The sequence below is a fragment of the Streptomyces rhizosphaerihabitans genome (assembly GCF_025399795.1).
Taxonomy (GTDB): domain Bacteria; phylum Actinomycetota; class Actinomycetes; order Streptomycetales; family Streptomycetaceae; genus Streptomyces; species Streptomyces rhizosphaerihabitans.
Genome location: NZ_JAODTZ010000003.1, coordinates 89060 through 105483, shown reverse-complemented (window position 1 = coordinate 105483; position 16424 = coordinate 89060). Strand labels below are relative to the sequence as shown.

The window sequence follows — 16424 nt, the reverse complement described above, 5'->3', positions numbered from 1 at the left end:
CAAATGGAGGGGCCCCGCCTTTCGGCGGGGCCCAGCTGAGTTACGAACCGGACTTGCGCTTGTTCCACACGTCGAACCCGACCGCCGCCAACAGGGCCAGGCCCTTGATGACCTGCTGCCAGTCGGTGCCGACACTGAGGAGGTTCATGCCGTTGTTCAGCACGCCGAGGACCAGGCCGCCGATGATCGCGCCGAGGACGGTACCCACACCGCCGCTCATGGACGCGCCACCGATGAACGACGAGGCGATCGCTTCCAGCTCGAAGCTCAGGCCGGCCTTCGGAGAGGCCGCGTTCAGGCGGGCGGCTACCACCAGACCCGCCAGGGCCGCGAGCATGCCCATGTTCAGGAAGACATAGAAGGTGACCTTCTTGTCCTTGACGCCGGACAGCTTCGCCGCCGGGAGGTTGCCGCCGATCGCGTAGATGTGGCGGCCGAAGACGGCGTTGCGCATCATGTAGCCGTAGCCGACGACCAGCGCGCCGAGGATCAGCAGCACGATCGGCGCGCCCTTGTAGCTGGCGAGCATCATCGTGACGGTGAGGACCGCGGCGACCAGCGCGACCAGCTTGAGCAGGAACAGCTTGGCCGGCAGCACGTCCAGCGAGAACTCCTGCTGGCGCTTGCGGTCACGGACCTCCTGCAGGACCACGAAGACGATCACGGCCAGGCCCAGCAGCAGCGTGATGTTGTGGTAGTTGGTGGTCGGGCCGACCTCCGGCAGGAAGCCGTTGCCCATCTTCTGCAGGCCGCCCGGGAACGGGCCGAGGGTCTGCCCCTTGAGCAGGATCTCGGTCAGGCCGCGGAAGATCAGCATCCCGGCGAGGGTGACGATGAAGGACGGTATGCCGAGATAGGCGATCAGGAATCCCTGGACCGAGCCCGCCACGGCGCCCACCGCCAGGCTCAGCACCAGGGCGACGGGCCACGACACGCCGTGCTGCACCGTCATCACGGCCGCGAACGCGCCCACGAACGCCGTCAGCGAACCGACCGACAGGTCGATGTGGCCCGCGATGATCACCAGCATCATGCCGATCGCGAGGATCAGGATGTAGCTGTTCTGCAGGACCAGGTTGGAGACGTTGTGCGGCAGCAGCGTGTCTCCGCCGGTCCAGACGGCGAAGAGGGCGACGATCAGGCCGAGGGCGATCAGCATGCCGTACTGGCGCATGTTGCGGCGCATGCCGTCGAGCATCAGCCGCACCAGGTTCTCCCCGGTGTCGTTGCTGCCGCTCTTGCCCGGCGGTGCCTCGGCCGGGGTGTTGGTCACATCGGTGCTCATCGCGTTACCTCTTTGTCCTTCGTCATCTGACGCATCAGCACTTCCTGCGTGGCCTCGGCCCGCGAGAACTCACCCGTCAGCCGCCCGGCTGCCATGGTGTAGATGCGGTCGCACATGCCGAGCAGTTCGGGCAGCTCGGAGGAGATGAAGATGATTGCCTTGCCCTCGGCGGCCAGCTTGTCGATGACCGTGTAGATCTCGAACTTGGCCCCCACGTCGATGCCGCGGGTCGGTTCGTCCAGGATCAGCACGTCCGGACCCGCGAAGATCCACTTACTGAGGACGACCTTCTGCTGGTTGCCGCCGGAGAGCTTGCCGACCGGCTCGAAGACGGTCGGCGCCTTGATGTTCATCGACTTGCGGTAGCGCTCGGCGACCTGGCGCTCCTCGTGCTCGTCGACCAGGCCCCGTTTGGCGACCTTGTCCAGAGCGGTCAGCGAGATGTTGCGGTTGATGGTGTCGATGAGGTTGAGACCGTAGTGCTTGCGGTCCTCGGTGACGTAGGCGATGCCGTGGCCGACCGCCTCCGCGACGGTCTTGGTGCGGATCTCCTTGCCGTCCTTGAGGACCGTGCCGCCCGCGTACCGGCCGTACGACCGTCCGAAGACGCTCATCGCGAGCTCGGTGCGGCCGGCGCCCATGAGGCCCGCGATACCGACGATCTCCCCGCGCCGCACATGGAGCGACACGTCGTCGGCCACCTTGCGCTGCTGGTCGATCGGATGGTGCACGGTCCAGTCGCGGATCTCCAGCGCCGGGGCCGCGTCCTCCTCCGGGTGATGCGGGGTGCGCTCGGGGAAGCGGTGGTCGAGGTCCCGGCCGACCATTCCGCTGATGATCCGGTCCTCGGTCGTCTCCGGCGCCTTCACGTCGAGGGTCTCGATGGACTGGCCGTCGCGGAGGATCGTCACCGAGTCGGCGACCTTGCGGATCTCGTTCAGCTTGTGGGAGATGATGATCGAGGTGATGCCCTGTTTCTTCAACTCCAGTATGAGATCGAGGAGTTTGTCGCTGTCCTCGTCGTTGAGCGCCGCGGTCGGCTCGTCGAGGATGAGCAGCTTCACCTTCTTCGAGAGCGCCTTCGCGATCTCCACGAGCTGCTGCTTGCCCACGCCGATGTCGGCGACGCGGGTCTCCGGGTGATCGGTCAGACCGACCCGGCGCAGCAGCTGCGTGGCGTGCCGCAGCGTCTCGTTCCAGTTGATGAACCCGCCCCTGGCGTGTTCGTTGCCGAGGAAGATGTTCTCCGCGAGGGAGAGGTACGGCGACAGCGCCAGTTCCTGGTGGATGATGACGATGCCGTGCTGCTCGCTCGCCCGGATGTCCCCGAAGCGGCAGACGTCACCCTCGAAGAGGATCTCGCCCTCGTAACTCCCGTGCGGGTGGACGCCGGAGAGGACCTTCATCAAGGTCGACTTGCCGGCGCCGTTCTCCCCGCAGATGGCGTGGACCTCGCCCTGGCGGACGGTCAGCGTGACGTCCGACAGCGCTTTGACGCCGGGAAAGGTCTTGACGATCGAGCGCATTTCCAGGACGGGTCCCGCCATGGTCGTGCCTTCCAATCACTAAGAGATCAGTGGGACGGGGTGGTTACTTGAGCTCGTCCGCCGTGTAGTAGCCGCCGTCCACCAGGACCTGCTTGTAGTTGGTCTTGTCGACGCTCACCGGCTGGAGCAGGTAGGCGGGGACGACCTTCGAGCCGTTGTCGTAGGTCTTGGTGTCGTTGGTCTCCGGCTTCTTGCCGTTGAGGGCCGCGTCGACCATGTTCGAGGCGATCTTGGCCAGTTCGCGGGTGTCCTTGTAGACGGTCTGCGTCTGCTCGCCCGCGATGATCGACTTCACCGAGGCCAGCTCGGCGTCCTGGCCGGTGAGGACCGGCAGCGGCTTGCTCTTGGAGCCGTAGTCGTCCGACTTCAGCGCCGACAGGATGCCGATGGAGATGCCGTCGTACGGCGAGAGGACTGCGTCGACCTTCTTGCTGGCGTACGACTTGGTGAGGATGTCGTCCATGCGCTTCTGGGCGGTGGCGCCGTCCCAGCGCAGGGTGGTGACCTGGGTGAGGCCGGTCTGGCCGGACTGGACGACGAGCTTCTTGCTGTCGATGTACGGCTGGAGCACGCTCATCGCGCCGCCGAAGAAGTACTTCGTGTTGTTGTCGTCGTTGGAGCCGGCGAACAGCTCGATGTTGAACGGGCCCTTGCCGTTCTTCAGACCGAGCTTGTCGACGATGTAGTTGGCCTGGAGCTCGCCGACCTTGCTGTTGTCGAAGGACGCGTAGTAGTCGACGTTCTTCGTGCCCAGGATCAGGCGGTCGTAGGCGATGACCGGGATGTGGGCGTCCGCGGCCTCCTGGAGAACGTTGTCGAGGGACTTGTTGTCGATGGCCGCGACGATCAGCGCCTTGACGCCCTGCGTGATCAGGTTCTCGATCTGCGAGACCTGCTGCTGGGGGTCGTCCTCGCCGTAGACCAGCTTGGTCTTGTAGCCCTTGGACTCCAGGTTCTTCACGACGTTGTTGCCGTCGCCGATCCAGCGCTCGGAGGACTTCGTCGGCATCGCGATGCCGATGGTCCCGCCCTTGCTGCTGCCGGTCGCCTCGTCCTTGCTGCCGCCGTTGCCGCTCTGGCCGCAGGCGGTCAGGGCGAGGGCGAGGGAGGCGGCTCCGGCTATGGCGGTGAGGGCGGCTCTGCGGTTACGCATGATCATCATCCTTGATGTCTTGGACCGGGCTCGGTCTCGCGGAACTCGAATACTCCGGGAGCTTTGAGAGAGGAAGGCCGAGAGGGTGTGTTGGATTGTGCGCGACTGTGTCTGCTTGTGTGAAGGGGGTTTGTGCGAACGTTATGAGGGAGTGTCGAACCGGGAGAGCGTGCCGGGCAGACGGGTGCCGAGCGGCGCCATGTCGCCGTCCGCTCCGTGCCGTGCCAGCAGGTCGAGGGCGAGGCGGCCGCGCCGCACCCTTTCCCGGGCCGTGCTCAGGGTCAGGTCCCGCAGATGGTGTCCGTACGGGTAGATCCCGGGGGTCTTGGACAGCCCGAACTTCAGATACAGCGGTGCGCCGCGGCGGATCAGCTCGGCGACCTCGTACATCCGGATGTACCCGCCGAGATCGTCGGGGGCCTCGATGTACATGTCCATGGGGGCGGCGGAGACCCGCCGGATCTCGGTGAGGTGATCGAGCGTCAGATCGCTCGGCACGTTCAGCGAGTCACCGCCGAGCTTCTCGTACACGGCGTACGAGGCCGGGTTGACCGGACCGATCAGCGCCGAGACCTTGAGGGTGGTGTCGGCCGGGATGATCCCGGCGACCCGCGCCCGGTGCAGCGTCCACAGCACGCCCTCGTCGGCGACGAGCAGGCACTTGACGCCCAGCTCCGTCGCCCGGACGGCGTCCTCGACACAGCCGGCCACCGCGTCGTGGCCGCGGGCACGCAGCCCGGCGCCGCGCGAGTCGGTGCGGACCGAGGCGCCGATGTCCCAGCTGCCGCGGGGACCGGTGAACAGGCAGAGCTCGATGTCGCGTTCGCCGGTGGCCTCGACCATCTCGGTTATCTCGGCATCGGTCAGCATCCAGACACCGCTGCCCTGGCTGATCCGGTGGATCGGCACATCGAGCCGCGAGGCCTCCTTGAGGACCACGGCGAGCGCCTCGGGCCCCTCCACGGAGGGGACCTCGGTGCGCCAGCGGCCGCCTCCCGGGAAGGTGTGCGGCGAGGCGTCGGCTGGGGAGAGGGCGGGCGCGCCCAGGCCGAGCGCGGCGAGTGCGCTCTCACCGGGTCGACGGGCTGCCGTAGGGGAGGCGTCGGTCACGAGCTGTCCTTCATGTTCGATATTTCGGGCAGAGTTCGCGGCTAAGGGTGTGCGGGGGCCTGGTGTACGCCGGTGCGGGGTCGTCAGGAACCCCGTACCGGCGTACGGCTCGGGTGGTCACGGCTTCAGCAGGACCTTGCCGACCTTGGGGTCGCCGGACCCCACCAGCTCGATGGCCTCCGGGAACGCGGCGAGCGGCAGCTCGTGCGTCACCAGCGGCGACGGGTTCAGCAGACCGGCGCCGAACACCCGCACCGTGTGCGCCCAGGCCTCCGGCGGAGCCCCGAACACGGTGTGCACCTCCAGCTGCCGTACGACGAGATCGGTCGGATCGAGACCCTCGGCACCCGGCGCCGGGATCCCCGTGAGGACCAGGCGTCCGCCGCGCCGCAGCAGGGAGGCAGCGGTGCGCGCGGCGGACGCGGACCCGGCGGTCTCGATCACGACGTCGAAGTCGTCCGGGAGTTCCTGGTCCCTGGTACGGAAGTCGGTGGCGCCGAAGTCCCTCGACAGCGCGGCACGGTCCGGGCGGGTGCCCACGACGAGCAGCTCGGCAGGGGAACCCGCCTTCAGGAACTGCACGGCGAACATGCCGAGCGTCCCGGTGCCCACCACGGCCACGCGCTCACCGGGCCGGGCGTTCGCCTTGAGCGCGGCGGCCGCGATGCAGGCGGCCGGTTCGAGCAGGGCGGCGGCGGTCAGATCGGCGTCGTCGGGCAGGACGTGGAGCAGCCGCGCCGGCAGTGTCAGGGTGCTCGCCATCGCGCCGGGCTGGGTGAACCCGGTCTCCTCGTACCCCGCCGTGCACAACGTTGTCTCGCCCGCGTGGCAACGGTCGCAGACCTGGCAGTTGCGGAAGCCCTCACCGACGACCTTGCGGCCGACCAGCGCCCTGGGGACACCGGCGCCGACCTCCTCGACGGTCCCGGACCACTCGTGCCCCGGGGTCAGGGGGTAGCGGACGTACCCCTCGGGCCGGTTGCCCTGGTAGACCTCGCGGTCGCTGCCGCAGATGCCGACCGCGTGCACCCGTACCAGCGCCTCGCCCGCCGACGGCCGAACCGGCTCGTGCGGGGTCAGCCGGTGCTCGCCCGGACCCTCGATGACGACCGCGGTGCTCACTTCGCCCCCTTGGGCTTGCGCTGCTCCCAGCCGTCGGCCCACAGGTCGAACCGGGCCTGCTGCTGCGGGAACTCGGCCGCCGCGTCGACGTCCAGCTCGACGCCCAGACCGGGCTCGTGGGACAGCTCGAAGTAGCCGTCGACGACCTGCGGGGCGCCCTTCACGACCTTCTTGATCTCCGCGTCGGCGAAGTCGTTGAAGTGCTCAAGGATCTTGAAGTTGGGCGAGGTGAAGCCGACCTGGAGCGAGGCGGCGGTCAGCACCGGGCCGCCGACGTTGTGCGGCGCGACCAGGACGTAGTGCGCCTCGGCGGTGGCGGCCAGCTTCCGGGTCTCCCAGATGCCGCCGATGTGGCCGACGTCGGGCTGGATGATGTCGACGGCCTGGCTCTCGAAGAGCTCGCGGAACTCGACGCGGTCGTGGATCCGTTCGCCCGTGGCGACCGGGATGTCGACCTTGGCGGCCACCTTCTCCAGTGCCTTGAGGTTCTCCGGCGGCACCGGCTCCTCCAGCCACGCGGGCTTGAAGGGCGCGAGCTCGTGGGCCAGCCGGACGGCGGTGGACGGCGAGAAGCGGCCGTGCATCTCCAGCATCAGCTCGGTCTCGGGACCGATCGCGTCGCGCACCGCCTCGATGAGCGACACCGAGTAGAGGGTGGCCGCGTGGTCGAGCTCGAAGTGGCCGGTGCCGAAGGGGTCGATCTTCAGGGCCTTGTAGCCCCGCGCGACGACCTCCTGCGCGGCCTTGTGGTAGGCCTCCGGGGTCCGTTCGGTGGTGTACCACCCGTTGGCGTACGCCTTGACCCTGTCGGTGACCTTGCCGCCGAGGAGCTGCCAGACCGGCACTCCGAGCGCCTTGCCCTTGATGTCCCAGCAGGCCATCTCGATGACCGCGATGCCGGACATCACGATCTCGCCGGCGCGTCCGTAGTCGCCGTACTTCATCCGGCGGACCAGGTCTTCGACGGCGAACGGGTCGGAACCGAGAATATGGTTGGCCTGCGCCTCGTGCAGATAGCCGAGCAGCGCGTCGGTGTGGCCCAGCATGCGGGTCTCGCCGACTCCGGTGATGCCCTCGTCGGTGTGCACCTGGACGTAGGTCAGGTTCCGCCAGGGTGTCCCGACCACGTGTGTGCTGATTCCCGTGATGCGCACGGCAGATGCCCCCTGTGCTTGAGCTTTGTTCGAAATTTCGTCACACGTTCGAAATGCTGGCGTGACAGTAAGGACGTGGCCCGCGGAGTGTCAATGGGTCGCGCACATAACGGTTTCGACGCGATGGGCGCAGGATGGCGGGGAATGGTCGGGGGTGTCCGGGTCCGACGGACCGGAATACTGGATTCCGCACAGAACCTTCACAACTGCGCCTAGGAACGTTACCGGCGGTGACCCTAGTCTTCCCGCGTCATGGACTATTGCCACGTGTGCCGAAGGCATCTCAACGGCGCCCTCGCCTGTCCCGGGTGCGGTACCCCGGTCGACGAACTCGATGCGGACGCCGAAGACGTCGACGCGCGCCCGGAATCGGGCGCCGACGCCGACGCGCACCACGGTGAGGACGGCGACGCCGAGGGGCGGGCCGCGCGACGGCGCGGAGGCCGCGGCCGGGACGCCGGGAGTCCGGGTGGCACGCAGGGTCCGGACGCCCCGGCCGGCACCAGCCGGCGCGACCGCAAGGCCGCCGCGCACCGCCGGCGGCGGCGCCGCACCCTGTTCGTCGCGGTGGGCTTCGTTCTCGCGGCCGGCGGTCTGAGCCTCGCCGAACTCGGCGTCGACGCACCCGGGCTGGGCCCGAGCCCCGCGGCGGCCGGAGGTGAGTCGCCGGACGGCTCGGCCTCCTCGGCGGCGTCCTCGCACCCGAAGAGTTCCCCGTCCGGCTCCGCCTCGGCGACCCGCAAGCCCGGCTCCTCGTCGTCGCCCTCCGCCTCTGCGTCCGTCTCCGCGTCTCCCACGGCGACGAGCGAGAAGAGTGCCGGGGGTGGGTCGTCGAGCGCCGGTACGACCCCGGGCCGGTCCACCTCGGCCCCGGCGGCCGGCTCCTCGACCCCCCGGACATCGGCCCCCGCCACCGCGGCACCCACGACGTCGGCGCCGAAACCGTCCCCTTCGTCGTCGGGCGCGTGCAACCACTTCTTGTGGTGGTGCGCGTAGCGCCTGCCGGCGCTCAACCGGACCCGCGACGGCCCCGACACGCCGGTGGCAGACCGTCATGCCGGTCGTAGGACGGCCCCGACACGCCGTTGACCGGTCCTCATGCCGGTCACGCGACGGCCCCTTTCCGGGGCATCCTCGGCGATTCCGCCCGTCAGAACCCGACGGGGCCCGACAGGCCGTGACAGGACTCGGCGGAGCCTGACGGGCCGTGGCGGAGCCCAGCGGAATCCGACAGGCCGCGACACGCCACTCCGGAACCTGACAGAATCTGACAGGTCTCGACAGATGCTGACATAACTCGACAGTCCCGACAGTGCCGGCCGTCCAGGAGGCCGCCGTTCGCACCGTGAGGCGTTCAGGCCCGGCGTGCCGGAGCCGGCACCCTCAGTCGCTGTCGGCGTCCGCGCCCAGCATGCGGCGCAGCAGGTCGCGCAACGCCAGCCGTTCCTGATCCGAGAGCTCCGCGAGCGGCTCGCGGGCGAAGTTCAGCGAGTCGCGCAGCCCCCCGGCGATCCTGCGCCCCTCGGCCGTCGCCGCGGCCAGTTTCACCCGGCGGTCCGCCGGGTCGGGGCGGCGCTCCACCAGCCCCCGGGTCTCCAGCCGGTCCACGATCCCCGTGACGTTCGACGGCTCGCACTTCAGCTTCTGCGCGAGGCGCCGCATCGGCAGCGGCTCCAGCGAGAGCAGGCTCAGCAGTCGCGCCTGCGCGCCGGTGAGGGCGTGCTCGGCGGCGGCGTCCTCGTACTCCTCGTGGTAGCGGGCCACGACCGTGCCGATCAGTTCGACGACCTCCACGGTCAAGGGGTCGATCCGTGGTCTCTTGTGGGTGGCCATGCCTCCGAGCCTACAGCGTTACTTGACATCATGAAATATTCAGGCGCATGGTTGTTTCAGGTACTGAAGCATTAGAGCCGCTCGCCGGTCACCGTGAAAGGCGCACCCTCATGTCCGAGACCCCCCAGCTTCCCTCCGTCGGCCGCGAATGGCACCTGGTCAGCCGTCCCGTCGGCTGGCCCGAGCCCGCGGACTTCGCCCTGGTCGAGGCCGAGGTCCGACAGCCTGGTCCGGGCGAGGTCCTGGTGCGGAACGCCTACGTTTCCGTCGACCCGTACATGCGGGGCCGCATGAGCGCCGCCAAGTCCTACGTCGCCCCCTTCGAGCTCGGCAAGACCATGCAGGGCGGCGCGGTCGGCGAGGTCATCGCCTCGAACGCCGAGGGCATCGAGGTCGGCGACCATGTGCTGCACTTCCTCGGCTGGCGCGAGTACGCCGTCGTGGACGCCAAGCAGGCCGTCAAGGTGGACCCGCAGGCCGCGCCGCTGTCGACGTACCTCGGCGTCCTCGGCATGACCGGCCTCACCGCGTACGCCGGTCTCCTGCGCACCGCCTCCTTCAAGGAGGGCGACTCCGTCTTCGTGTCCGGCGCCGCCGGTGCCGTCGGCAGCCAGGTGGGCCAGATCGCCCGGCTCAAGGGTGCCTCGCGCGTCATCGGCTCCGCCGGGTCCGACGAGAAGGTCAAACTGCTCGTCGAGGAGTACGGCTTCGACGCCGCCTTCAACTACAAGAACGGCCCGGTCTCCCAGCAGCTGCGCGAGGCGGCGCCCGACGGCGTCGACGTCTACTTCGACAACGTGGGCGGTGACCACCTGGAGGCCGCCATCGGCTCGCTGAACCGGGACGGCCGCATCGCGGTCTGCGGCATGATCTCCGTCTACAACAGCACCGAGCCCGCCCCCGGCCCCCGGAACCTGGCCCGGCTGATCCAGACCCGCGGCCGCATCCAGGGCTTCCTCGTCGGCGACAACTACGACCTCCAGCAGGAGTTCGTCCAGGAGGTCGGCGCCTGGATCCGCTCCGGCGAGCTGAAGTACGCCGAGACGGTCGTGGAGGGCATCGAGAACAACGTGGAGGCGTTCTTCGGCGTCCTGCGCGGCGACAACATCGGAAAGATGATCGTCAAGCTCTGACCCGCGGCGGCAGCGGCAGCGGCAGCGACAACGACAGCGACGGTGACGCCTTTCCGTGGCGCTCGTCGCACACGGCGGAGGCCGCACCCGGGACGTGGGGTGCGGCCTCCGCCTGTTCCCTCCGGGACTCAGGGAGCCATGAGCCCGGCCCCCTCGGTGCTCAGGACGGACGCCGTCAACTTCCCTCCGGGGCGCGGGACACTGTCGGCAGTGCCTTTGCCACCTGCGGGAACTCTCCCTTCGGATGGTCGCGGAAGAGTGGTTCGGTGCCGAACAGCCCGTGATGACGGGCTCCGCCCAGCGGGCCGGCCGGATCGCCCGTGCCGCCGCGGTCCGTGTCTCGGCCGCGATGGCGCCCGCGGCGGACCAGGGGGTGGTGGTCGCCGTGACGGTCGCCCAGGACCTGCCCGGCGGACAGGTCCTAGGGACGCACCATCACGTGGGTCGTCACCCGCACCGGACGCCGAGTCCGTCACCCGCACTCGGCCCCGAGTCCGTTCCCGTCGTGTGGTGCCGAAGCCGTGACCGCCACGCGCTGGGGTCGGGCCCGGCACCCCGATAAAGTTGCCCCATGCGCGATCTTGGGGTGGGCTTCGGCTATTTGCTGCGCGGCCAGCGGTGGGTGGCCCGGCACGGGAAGAGTTACGGGTTCGGGCTGGTGCCGGGACTCATCACGCTCGTGCTGTACGCGGCGGCGCTGGTCGCCCTCGGCATGTACGGGGAGGGCTTCGTCACCTGGGCGACGCCGTTCGCGGACGGCTGGACCAGCCCCTGGGCAGGCCTTTTCCGCGGCTTCCTCACCGCCGTGCTCTTCGCTCTCGCCCTCCTGCTCGCCGTCCTCACCTTCACCGCGGTCACCCTGCTGATAGGCCAGCCCTTCTACGAGAACCTCTCGGAGAAGGTCGACCGCGACGTCTCCCCGGACGGCACGGCCCCCGAGTCGGGGCTGCCGCTCTGGCGTGAACTGTGGATCTCCGCGCGCGACAGCCTCCGTATCCTCGTGCGGGCCCTCGTCTGGGGTGTCCTGCTCTTCGCGCTCGGCTTCGTTCCGTTCGTCGGACAGACCGTCGTCCCGGTGCTCGGGTTCTTCGTCACCGGCTTCTTCCTCACCGAGGAACTCGTCGCCGTCGCCCTGCAACGCCGCCGCGTCGACCTCCGGGCACGCCTCGCCCTGCTCCGTTCCCGCAAGGCACTGGTCTGGGGCTTCGGCACCCCGCTGGGCCTCGCCTTCCTCGTTCCGTTCGTCGCGGTCTTCCTGATGCCGGGCGCCGTCGCGGGCGCCACCCTGATGGCCCGCGACCTGCTCGGCGAGGAGATCAGCGAGGGCGATGCCGACGAGGACTTGGAAGGGGCGTCCGACGAGGCGTCCGAGGAGCAGGGCGCCACCTCGTGACCGGGACACTCGCCGTCGCCGCCATCACCGTGCCGGCCGTCGTCGCCCCCGGTGCGCCGGCCACGCCGTGATCGTCGTCACCGGCTCCGTCCTCGCCGGGCTCGGTGTCACCCGCCCGTTCGCGCCGGCCCACCGACGGCCGGGGCGGCCGCGTCCATGGCCACCGCCAGGATCGCCCGTACCTGCGCGATGATGTCGAGCCGGTTGCGCACGAACTCGGGGTCCGTCACCGTCCCGGTCGCCGGGTCCGTGTTGTCCGCGCCGAACTGCAGGACAGGCGTGTGGACATGGCCGCCGGGCAGGCTCGCGCCCAGGCCGAGGCGGTCCCGCAGCAGCGTCGCCCGGTAGGCGATCTCGTTCGACAGATAGTCCCCGCCGCCGCCCGCGCGGGCCTGTGATCCCGGGGTCGGTCCGTCGGGACGCACGACGGGATCGGCGGCTCCCGCCGGGATCTCCGTCACCGAGGTGTGGTCGTAGACCGGGAAACGGCCGGTGTGCGCGGCGACGATCCGCGCGTACGGGAGGGTCGTCGTCGTCCACTGGGGCTGCGAGACCGGGTCGGCGACCGGGACGGTCCCCGTCACCGAGACGTTGTCGTTGTCCGGAAAGCCGCCCCGCCAGGCCCCGTTGGTCCGCTCCACGTCGAACCGGCCGACACGGCCCTGGCTGACCGTCGTGAACAGGTCCACTTGGGGGAGGTACGGCCGCAGGGTCCGCTCCACCGTCCCTTCCCCGGAGTCGGACACCAGGGAGGTGCCCCCGGTGAAGTCCTGCCAGCGGACCGGGAACACGACGGCCTCCACCCGCGCCGGACCGTCCGCCGTCCGGATCGTCGTGCCGTCCAGTGCGAGCGCGGTCGCCCCGGACGGGTTGGAGATCCGGATGTCACGGTCGAGCGTGAACGGGTCGAACCCGGTGACCAGGATGCGCTTCATGCCCGCGCGCGGCCCCGTGCGCGATGGGAAGCGCACCGCGTTCTGACCGCGCGAGCTCCGCTCCAAGCCGTCCAGCAGGCGGGCACGTTGGGCCTCGGTCAGCCCGAACCCGGGTTCCCATTCCCGTACTTCGCGCGTCATGCCGAGCCGCGCCCAGTACAGCGGCCGGTCGTCGTCCCGGCTCAGGTCCCCGCCCGTCGGGCCCCGGCCCTGTGCCCGGTCGACCGCCCGCCGCCACAGCCGCGCGCCCTCCCGCACCGCGATCCGCTCGGCCTGCGCGTACGACCCGGCCCGGCCCAGTGCCCGGACGAACTCCGGTGCCACCGTGGCGAATCCGGAACGCCGCAGGATCTCCCGGGGCGCCGCCCCGTCGAGCCGCCGTTCCTCGACCGTGGGGGGTCCGGCCGTAGCGGTTCCGGTCGTCGTCGCCGTCGCGGCGGGCGTCGCGGTGAGCCCCGCCAGCAGTGCCAGCCCGAGAATGCCGATCCGAACACGTAACTGGGTCAAGGGAGTTCGGGCCTCTCGCCATGGGGGGTGCCGCCGGACGGCGGCAGTATCCCGTGGTGCGGGGGGCGTCCGCCATGGCGCGGGGCGGAAGTGGCCGAAGAGCAGGGGTCGTTGTGCGGAACGGCTTCCGGTCAGACCTTGGGCCCCGGCAGATGCCCTCCGGCCGGTGAGGCGGGGATCCTCGCCGCCGACTCCCGCAGCGCGCCCAGGAACGCCCCGGCCGCCGGTGTCAGGGACCACCCCCGCACCGTCGCCGCGTACACGGCCCGAGCCGGCGCCTCCTCGTCGAGCACCGGAAGCAGCGCGATGTCCGGGCGTACGGACTCGGCGGCGAGCGCCGGGATCAGCGTCACCCCGAGCCCGGCGGCAACGTATCCCTGCTTGGCCGTCCACTCGGCCACGACATGCGCGATCCGCGGCCGGAACCCGTGCCGCAGGGCGGCGTCGAGCAGGGTGCCCTCGGGGCGCCGGCTGCCGGATATCCACTCGGCGTCGGCGAGTTGGGGCAGGCGTACGGAGGGCTCGGCCGCCAGCGGGTGGGTGGCGGGGACGGCGACGTAGAGGGACTCGTCGAGCAGGTGGTGCAGGGTGTAGGCGTCCAGCGGGGCGCTGCCCGTCGTCGAGACGACCGCCAGATCGAGACGGTCGGCGGTCAGCCCGTCCAGCAGGACGGGGGTGAAGCCCTCCTGGCGGGTGAGCCGGACAGCGGGGTGCCGGGCGCGGAACGCCGCGATGGCCCGCGGCACCAGCGCCGCGTCCGCCGTGGCGAAGGCCCCCACCCGCAGCCGCCCGCCCGCGACCTCTCGCAGCGCGGCCAGCTCGCGTCCCGCCCCGCGCAGCCGTTCCACCACCGACGCGGCGTGCGGCACGAGCACCCGGCCGGCCTCCGTCAGCCGTACACCCCGGGGCAGCCGGTCGAAGAGCGGCGCCCCGCCGAGCGCCGCCTCCAACGCGGAGATCTGCCGTGACACCGCGGACTGCGTCCACCCGAGCGTCCGCGCGGCCACGGTGAACGAACCGTGCCGCGCGACATCGAGAAAGACCCGCAGCCAGACGGTGGACAGATCGGGAGCACCGTACGCAGGAGCGTCGTGCAGAGGAGCGCCGTAAGAGGTTCTGCCGCCCGGAATCGCTCCGTTCGGAGTCGGGTTCGGCGAGACATGGCCATACGGGGCGTTGCCCTGTGAGGCGTCGCCCTGTCGGGCGTCGCCCTGTCGGGCGTCGCCCTGTCGGGCGTCGCCCTGTCGGGCGTTGCCCTGGGCGGCATCGTCAGGTGCGGCACTGTCATGCGAGTTCGGCATGACAGGCATGCTAGACATTCGCTTGTCGCATCAATTCCCTGCGCCTAGCGTCCCGTTCATGGAAAAGATCGCATTTCTCGGACTCGGTCGCATGGGCGCCGGCATGGCCCGCCGACTCCTCGGCGCGCGGCACCCGTTGACGGTGTGGAACCGCACCCCCGCGAAGGCGGAGCCGTTCGTCGCGGCGGGGGCCGAACTCGCCGCCTCGCCGGCCGAGGCGGTACGCGACGCGGACGTGGTGATCACGATGCTCGCCGATCCGGCGGCTCTCGACGCGGTCGCCGAAGCCGTCGTGCCCGAACTGCGCCCCGGTGCCCACTGGGTGGAGATGTCGACGGTCGGCCCGGACGCGATCAAGGAGCTGGCCGCCCGGCTGGGGGAGGGTGTGACGCTGGTCGACGCCCCGGTCATGGGCAGCACCGACAGAGCCGAGTCCGGCCGGCTCGGTGTTCTCGCGGGCGGCGACGCCACCGGCGTCGAACACGTGCTGGCCCATTTCGGGACGGTGACGCGCACCGGACCGCTCGGCTCGGGCGCCGCGCTCAAGCTCGTCCTCAACGCGGCCGTCCTCGGCGGCGTGGCCCTGGTCGCCGAGGCCATGGTCCTCGCGGACTCCCTCGGCCTGGACGAGGACACCGCACGCACCGCACTGGCGAACGGTCCCCTCGGCGGCGCCGTGGACCGCGCCTTCGCCGAAGGCGTGCACTTCGGCACCGCGCTCGCCGTGAAGGACCTCGCGCTCGCCACGAAGGCGGCCCGACTCCCCGCAATGGAGGCAGTGTTGGAGCACCTTCGGAGCGCCGCCGAGGATCCCGCACTCGCCGATGAGGACATCACGCGAGCTGTCACCCGCATCCGCCGCCCGGCCTGAGGGAACGCCATGCGCATCACACTCGACAACCCGGCCTGCGCGCCGCAGCCCGCCAACGCCTACTACTCCCAGGTCGCCCGCGTCGAACTCCCGGGCGGCGGCGCCCTCTTGTATCTCTCCGGTCAGGTCGCCGACGGCCCGGACCTCGCCACCCAGAGCCGTGGCGTGTTCGAGGCCGTCGCCGCGCTGCTCGGCGCGCACGGCGCGACCCTCCACGACGTCATCAACATCCGTACGTATCTGACCGACATCGACAGGCTGGGCGAATACGGCGCCGTACGCCGGGAGTTCCTCACCGGGACCGCGCCGACCAGCATGACCTTCGAGGCCGCGCGCCTGTTCAAGCCGGACGCCCTCGTGGAGGTGGAGGTCGTCGCTGCGGTCGCCCCCCACCCGGTGGCTCGATGACAGTCCCTGCCCGACAGGGTGAGAACGTCCGTCCTCGCCCCGTGGCCCCGGACGTCGGTCAGTCCTCGCCCAGCAGCGTGAGGAAGTCCCGGAACGCGGCCGGCATGTCTACCGACTCCGGGTCCAGCAGCCACTGGTACTGCAGCCCGTCCATCACGGCGACGAGCAGGGGGGCGGCACGCTCCGGCGTGAGGCCGCTCGGCAGCCGCTCCCCGTACTCGGCGCGCAGCACCGAGGCCATGCTCGCGCGCACCGCGGTGTAGCGCCGGGTGAAGAACTCGCGCGCCGGGTGCCCTTCCGTGACGCTCTCGCCGAGCAGCGCCGAGAAGGTCTGGATGATCCCGGGCCGCATGGCGTTGTACTCCACCAGCGAGACGAGCAGGTCGGCCCGCCATGTGGTGTCCGGCAGGGCGTCCCACTGGTCCCGCTCCTTGAGTACGGCGACGAGCAGGGCCTCCTTCGTCGGGAAGTGGTGCAGCAGGCCCTGCTGGGTGAGGCCCACGCGCTCGGCGACCGCGGCGAGGCTCGCGCCCCGGTAACCGCGCTCGGCGATCACCTCCAGCGCCGCGCGCACGATCTCCGCACGCCGCTCCTCACTCCTGGTCCTGGTCGCCATGGCGCCACCGTACGGCATCCGATCACCCTTACTGTAACGGCAGGGTAACTAAACCT

16 protein-coding genes are annotated in these 16424 nt (G+C 70.3%); 6 read left to right on the top strand and 10 right to left on the bottom strand.

The genetic code is table 11. The annotated features are described in order from the left end of the window. Positions 1 to 40 precede the first annotated feature (40 nt). The 6 genes from mmsB to N4G66_RS04025 form a co-directional block, all read right to left on the bottom strand. Positions 41 to 1285, bottom strand: coding sequence for a multiple monosaccharide ABC transporter permease (gene mmsB / locus N4G66_RS04050; protein WP_261702530.1), 1245 nt, complete (start codon positions 1283 to 1285; stop codon positions 41 to 43). Continuing rightward, a complete protein-coding gene (mmsA, locus tag N4G66_RS04045; RefSeq protein WP_261702529.1) occupies positions 1282 to 2832 on the bottom strand; it encodes a multiple monosaccharide ABC transporter ATP-binding protein in 1551 nt (516 codons plus the stop codon). Before mmsA ends, mmsB begins: the two co-directional genes overlap by 4 nt. A 43-nt stretch (positions 2833 to 2875) precedes the next feature. Then, positions 2876 to 3985: a multiple monosaccharide ABC transporter substrate-binding protein gene (gene chvE, locus N4G66_RS04040; protein ID WP_355851131.1), complete on the bottom strand. Its 1110-nt coding sequence runs from the start codon at positions 3983 to 3985 to the stop codon at positions 2876 to 2878. 141 nt (positions 3986 to 4126) lie between these two features. Continuing rightward, positions 4127 to 5095: a hypothetical protein gene (locus tag N4G66_RS04035; RefSeq protein ID WP_261702528.1), complete on the bottom strand. Its 969-nt coding sequence runs from the start codon at positions 5093 to 5095 to the stop codon at positions 4127 to 4129. A gap of 117 nt (positions 5096 to 5212) precedes the next feature. Continuing rightward, entirely contained in the window at positions 5213 to 6217 is a 1005-nt protein-coding gene (locus tag N4G66_RS04030; RefSeq protein ID WP_261702527.1) for a zinc-dependent alcohol dehydrogenase, read from the bottom strand. Continuing rightward, complete coding sequence (locus tag N4G66_RS04025) at positions 6214 to 7371, bottom strand: mandelate racemase/muconate lactonizing enzyme family protein (protein WP_261702526.1); 1158 nt, start codon at positions 7369 to 7371, stop codon at positions 6214 to 6216. The genes N4G66_RS04030 and N4G66_RS04025 overlap by 4 nt, the downstream gene beginning before the upstream one ends. Before the next feature lie 267 nt (positions 7372 to 7638). Here N4G66_RS04025 and N4G66_RS04020 point away from each other — a divergent pair, with 267 nt between their 5' ends. Then, positions 7639 to 8367: an SCO2400 family protein gene (locus N4G66_RS04020; protein ID WP_315903612.1), complete on the top strand. Its 729-nt coding sequence runs from the start codon at positions 7639 to 7641 to the stop codon at positions 8365 to 8367. Positions 8368 to 8754: 387 nt separating this feature from the next. Here the strand turns inward: N4G66_RS04020 and N4G66_RS04015 are convergent, their stop codons facing one another. Continuing rightward, the gene (locus N4G66_RS04015) at positions 8755 to 9204 is read right to left on the bottom strand and encodes a MarR family winged helix-turn-helix transcriptional regulator (RefSeq protein WP_261702524.1); all 450 of its coding nucleotides are present in this window, start codon (positions 9202 to 9204) and stop codon (positions 8755 to 8757) included. A 110-nt stretch (positions 9205 to 9314) separates the two neighbouring features. On the opposite strand from N4G66_RS04015, the gene N4G66_RS04010 reads away from it, so the two are divergent. From N4G66_RS04010 to N4G66_RS04000, 3 genes are all read left to right on the top strand, one after another. After that, the gene (locus tag N4G66_RS04010) at positions 9315 to 10337 is read left to right on the top strand and encodes an NADP-dependent oxidoreductase (RefSeq protein WP_261702523.1); all 1023 of its coding nucleotides are present in this window, start codon (positions 9315 to 9317) and stop codon (positions 10335 to 10337) included. A 244-nt stretch (positions 10338 to 10581) separates the two neighbouring features. After that, on the top strand, positions 10582 to 10899 hold the full coding sequence (locus tag N4G66_RS04005) for a hypothetical protein (protein WP_261702522.1): 318 nt from the start codon (positions 10582 to 10584) through the stop codon (positions 10897 to 10899). A gap of 9 nt (positions 10900 to 10908) precedes the next feature. After that, entirely contained in the window at positions 10909 to 11730 is an 822-nt protein-coding gene (locus N4G66_RS04000; RefSeq protein WP_261702521.1) for an EI24 domain-containing protein, read from the top strand. A gap of 107 nt (positions 11731 to 11837) precedes the next feature. Here N4G66_RS04000 and N4G66_RS03995 read toward each other — a convergent pair whose 3' ends face one another. Beyond that, entirely contained in the window at positions 11838 to 13172 is a 1335-nt protein-coding gene (locus tag N4G66_RS03995; RefSeq protein ID WP_261702520.1) for a pyroglutamyl peptidase, read from the bottom strand. 131 nt (positions 13173 to 13303) lie between these two features. Beyond that, the gene (locus tag N4G66_RS03990) at positions 13304 to 14236 is read right to left on the bottom strand and encodes a LysR family transcriptional regulator (RefSeq protein ID WP_261702698.1); all 933 of its coding nucleotides are present in this window, start codon (positions 14234 to 14236) and stop codon (positions 13304 to 13306) included. A 295-nt stretch (positions 14237 to 14531) separates the two neighbouring features. Here N4G66_RS03990 and N4G66_RS03985 point away from each other — a divergent pair, with 295 nt between their 5' ends. Both N4G66_RS03985 and N4G66_RS03980 read left to right on the top strand, forming a co-directional pair. Further along, entirely contained in the window at positions 14532 to 15344 is an 813-nt protein-coding gene (locus tag N4G66_RS03985; RefSeq protein ID WP_261702519.1) for an NAD(P)-dependent oxidoreductase, read from the top strand. Positions 15345 to 15353: 9 nt separating this feature from the next. Further along, positions 15354 to 15752, top strand: coding sequence for a RidA family protein (locus tag N4G66_RS03980; protein ID WP_261702518.1), 399 nt, complete (start codon positions 15354 to 15356; stop codon positions 15750 to 15752). Positions 15753 to 15810: 58 nt separating this feature from the next. Here the strand turns inward: N4G66_RS03980 and N4G66_RS03975 are convergent, their stop codons facing one another. After that, the gene (locus N4G66_RS03975) at positions 15811 to 16386 is read right to left on the bottom strand and encodes a TetR/AcrR family transcriptional regulator (RefSeq protein WP_261702517.1); all 576 of its coding nucleotides are present in this window, start codon (positions 16384 to 16386) and stop codon (positions 15811 to 15813) included. Positions 16387 to 16424 lie beyond the last annotated feature (38 nt).